The organism is Albimonas pacifica (genome assembly GCF_900113695.1).
In the GTDB taxonomy this organism is placed as follows: Bacteria; Pseudomonadota; Alphaproteobacteria; order Rhodobacterales; family Rhodobacteraceae; genus Albimonas; species Albimonas pacifica.
On the sequence record NZ_FOQH01000043.1, the window covers coordinates 1 to 3,645 of the forward strand.

The following is a 3,645-nucleotide window of genomic DNA, read 5'->3' on the forward strand; positions in this document are numbered from 1 at the left end:
ACGCGCGGATCGAGGCGATGCGCGATCCCGTGGAGCAGGTGAAGTTCCAGCGCCAGGCGGCGATGATGAAGGCTGAGGCGGCGCCGGTTCTCGGCGACGCGGGGCTGATGAATTTTGCCAAGCTCGCCGAGCCGGGCCGCTACGCGGGCCTTGCGCCGGGCGAGGGGCGCGCCGAGGCCGTCCGCGCCGAAGCGGACCGCCGTGCTTCGGCCATCGCCGAGCGCGCGGGCCTGAACGGAGCCGCGATGGTGGAGCGGTATTCCGGGGGCGCCCCTTCGCGCGCGCTGGCCGAGAGCTATGCGAAGACAGAGGCGAAGGAGCGGGAGGCCCGCCGCGCAACCACCGGCGCGCCGGAGGAAACCGCGGCGCAGCGCGACGCCGCCCTGACCGCGATGCATCGCGAGATCGGCGCGGTGTACCGCGCTGCGCGGGAACTGGCGCAGCAGGAGGCGCGGCGTGACGAGCCGCACGCGGCTGAACGGACCAGAGCTCCGGAGAAGGCGAGACCTGGGCGCGCAACGCCCGCTCCCTCGCCTTCACCCCCGCGAGACGCCGGGGCAGGGCAGAGGGCCGCATCCCGCCCCGCGCCCAGGGACGATGCCGACGACCAGACCCGCCGCGAGCAGGAGCGCGCCCGGCGCCTCGCCGCCCGCAAGGCGCGCGGCCGCGACGGCGGAGGGCACGGGCTGTGAACCTCGCCCGAAACGAGGCCCACCGCGAAATCCTAGCCCTCGCCGCCATCGGCCTGCTTGCCGGGTTGCTGCTCGGCAATCTCGCCGCCGGGGCTTTCGCGGCATGGCGCACCGGGGGTGTGGTAGCGGAGACGGGCTTCGCGACCTTCCTCGCCCACGCCCCCTGGGCGGTGGGGGGGATGACCGAGCCGTTCCGCATCGGCCTCGTGATCTTCGCCGTCACGGGTTTCGTCTGCGCCGCGCTGCTCCCCGCGATCGCGCGTCGGCCGCAGCTCACCTCCCACGGCGCCGCCCGCTGGGCCAAGCCCGAGGAGATCCGCCGCGCGGGCCTTTCGGGCCGGCTCGAGACGCTGCAGGGGCCGATCTACGCCAAGCTCGGCGCGTCCGGATCCAGCGCGCCCTTCCTCACCTCAGCCGAGATCCCACATGCCCTGATCGCCGCCCCGACGGGCTCCGGAAAAGGCGTCGGCGTGGTGGTCCCGACGCTGCTGACCTGGCGCGGCTCCGTCATCTGCCTCGACGTGAAGGGCGAGAATTTCGCGAAGACCGCCCGCCGCCGGGCCGCGCTCGGCGACCGCGTGTTCAAGTTCGCGCCTTATGACCCCGAGGGTCGCACCCACCGCTGGAACCCGATGGACGCGGTGGCCGAGGCCCCCGCCGCCCGCCGCTTCACCGAAGCCCGCCGCCTCGCCGCCGCGCTGATCGTGGCGCAGGGGAACGCGACCAGCTTCCTCGAAGGCGCGCGCGAGATCTTCGCGGCCGCGGCCCTGCTGGCCGTCCAGCGCGGGCGCCCGACCATCGGCGAGATTTACGACGCGCTCTCGGCCCCCGGCGAGCTGTTCGACCTGTTCGAAGCCCTCGCCGAAGAGGCTGAGGCAGAAGAAGCCGCCCGCATCTTCCGCCGGATGGCGGGGATGGAGAGCCGGATCCTGTCCTCCTATCTCTCGGTCCTGGCGGACGGAGGCCTGTCCCTTTGGGCCGACCGCATGGTGCGCCGCGCGACCGAGGCGACGGATTTCGACATCGCGCAAATGCGGCGTGATCCGGCCTCGGTGTTCATCGTGGTCTCGCCCAACGACCTGATCCCGCTCGCGCCGCTGGTGCGGCTCTTGTTCCAGCAGACCGTCGCGCTGCTGCAGCGGACCGAGCCCGGCGCCGACGAGCCGTACCCAGTGCTTCTGCTGCTGGACGAATTCGCGTCCCTCGGCCGGATGGAGGCCCTGCAGCAAGGCATCACCACGCTGCGCAGCTATGGCGGCCGGGTGATGATCGTCGTGCAGTCCATCGCCTCGCTGCGCGACGGGCGGCTCTATGGGCGCGAGGGCGCCTCGGTGTTCCTGGCGAATTGCCGCCTGCAGCTGTTCATGGCTCCGGCGGACGAGGAGACGCCGGAATATGTGTCCCGCGCCATCGGCGACTTCACCCGCCGCGCGCGGTCGAAATCCTGGCGGATCGGCGCCTGGGAGACCTCGATGCAGGAACGTGAGGAGGGCGCCCGCCTGATCCGCCCCGAGGCGCTGCGCCAGCTCGGGGAGCGCAAGGTGGTGGCGCTGATCCAGAACCACCCGCCGGTGCTGGCCGAGCGGGTGACGTACTTTGAGGACAAGGCGCTGGCGCCGCTGTTCGAGGGGCAGACGGGCGCCGCGCCCGAACCGCGCTCGCTGGACAGGGCGGCGGCGAACCCGTTGGCGGCGGTGGGGCAGGGGAGGCGGGGGGAGGAGTCGGCAAGGCCTGCGCCAGTCACCGTGGAGCCCGTCCCCCCGGGAGTTGCGCAGGCCACTGACGAGCACGACCCCGAACCCGCAGTGGCGGTGGACGAGGCCACCCCGCAGAGCCAGGTGCGAGAGGCGCCGGCGGCCGAAAAGGACGAGGAGGTCGGGACGCCCACGACGAAACCCGGCGTGGAAGACTGCGCCCGCATCTCTCACGCTTTCGATGACCTGCTCGCACGGGTGGAGGAGGCGGAGGGCAGGTTCGCCGCTCCCCCTGTCGGTGCCGGGTGATGCGTGGTGCTGCGCTGGTCGATGGCAGTCACCTCCGCTGCCTGAGGTGAAAGAGCTACCGTCAAGTCGGGCGGGGGGCGGCCGTTCGGCGGGCACCGCATGAATGACCACAATGCACAGGAAGCTGCCCAAGGCCAGCGTTGGCCTTGCTGCCTTGCCTAAAGTATAGCGCGACAATATGGGTGAGGCTGAGAACCTCAGTGACTCAGTTCAAGGGCCGTTGCGGATATCAGCAAGTCTTTCGGTTCTTCCTGATCGGTTGCCGAGCGTTACAGCAAGGAGCGGGTCCTTTTCGAACGAGCCGCCTATGATTGCCAAAATAGGTCGCTGGCAGCGGTAGGATCGGTCTTCGGCAATTTTCTGAATTGCTTGTAGGTCATCCGAACTTGGGGATGGATGATAAGCAGGGTGAGAGTGCCACTCGCCTAGATAGTGGCTTCCGGCAGACCAGGAACGCCTAAGCAGCCAGTCCAGACCCGAGCGCCCTCGGATGAACCAGGTGGGGCCAGCCTCGGAATCAGACGGTGCAGCGGTTGCCTTCTCTACCCATGCGGATGAAAAGTCTGAAGAGTAACGCCCGATCAGAACTCCGCCTGTTTCGTTACCCTTCGCCGCGGTTGCCGCCGCAACCATGTCTCGGATCGCATTCGAAGAGAAGGTCACCACGGCACCGCCTGCGGACTTGAACCGGGCGCCTATCTCAACCTGCTCTGTAGTCAACGCAGCCCCCGTCGCCCAAATAGTGAATGCCGCAGGCGTCGGAGCGGGAGGCGAGCGCGCTCAAGATCACCCTCGCCCCGATGCCGGACCAGAGCTGAACATCCGCCGGGTTGGCGGGAAACACCGGGTGCCAACTGAGGTGGTCCCCGAAATCCGGACAGGCGGCTAAGCTTGGTTCGTCGAGGATCGAGGACAAACGGGATGACGGGGAAGAGGCGGCGCTACAGCGC

3 protein-coding genes are annotated in these 3,645 nt (G+C 69.6%); 2 read left to right on the forward strand and 1 reads right to left on the reverse strand.

All coding sequences use genetic code 11. The annotated features are described in order from the left end of the window. Window positions 1-17 precede the first annotated feature (17 nt). The gene (locus BM064_RS27255; RefSeq protein WP_143103484.1) at window positions 18-692 is read left to right on the forward strand and encodes a hypothetical protein; all 675 of its coding nucleotides are present in this window, start codon (window positions 18-20) and stop codon (window positions 690-692) included. Then, window positions 689-2,695, forward strand: a complete 2,007-nt coding sequence (gene virD4 / locus BM064_RS26395; RefSeq protein WP_177236416.1) for a type IV secretion system ATPase VirD4 — start codon at window positions 689-691, stop codon at window positions 2,693-2,695. Before BM064_RS27255 ends, virD4 begins: the two co-directional genes overlap by 4 nt. 210 nt (window positions 2,696-2,905) lie before the next feature. Here the strand turns inward: virD4 and BM064_RS28550 are convergent, their stop codons facing one another. Next, window positions 2,906-3,361 carry a Mov34/MPN/PAD-1 family protein gene (locus BM064_RS28550; RefSeq protein WP_425426198.1) on the reverse strand — a complete coding sequence of 152 codons (456 nt, stop codon included), beginning with the start codon at window positions 3,359-3,361 and terminating at the stop codon, window positions 2,906-2,908. Between the last annotated feature and the right edge of the window lie 284 nt (window positions 3,362-3,645).

Bases quoted from the DNA above. Each gene is read 5' to 3' on its own strand.
- BM064_RS27255 (WP_143103484.1), top strand. From the start codon at position 18: ATGCGCGATCCCGTGGAGCAGGTGAAGTTCCAGCGCCAGGCGGCGATG.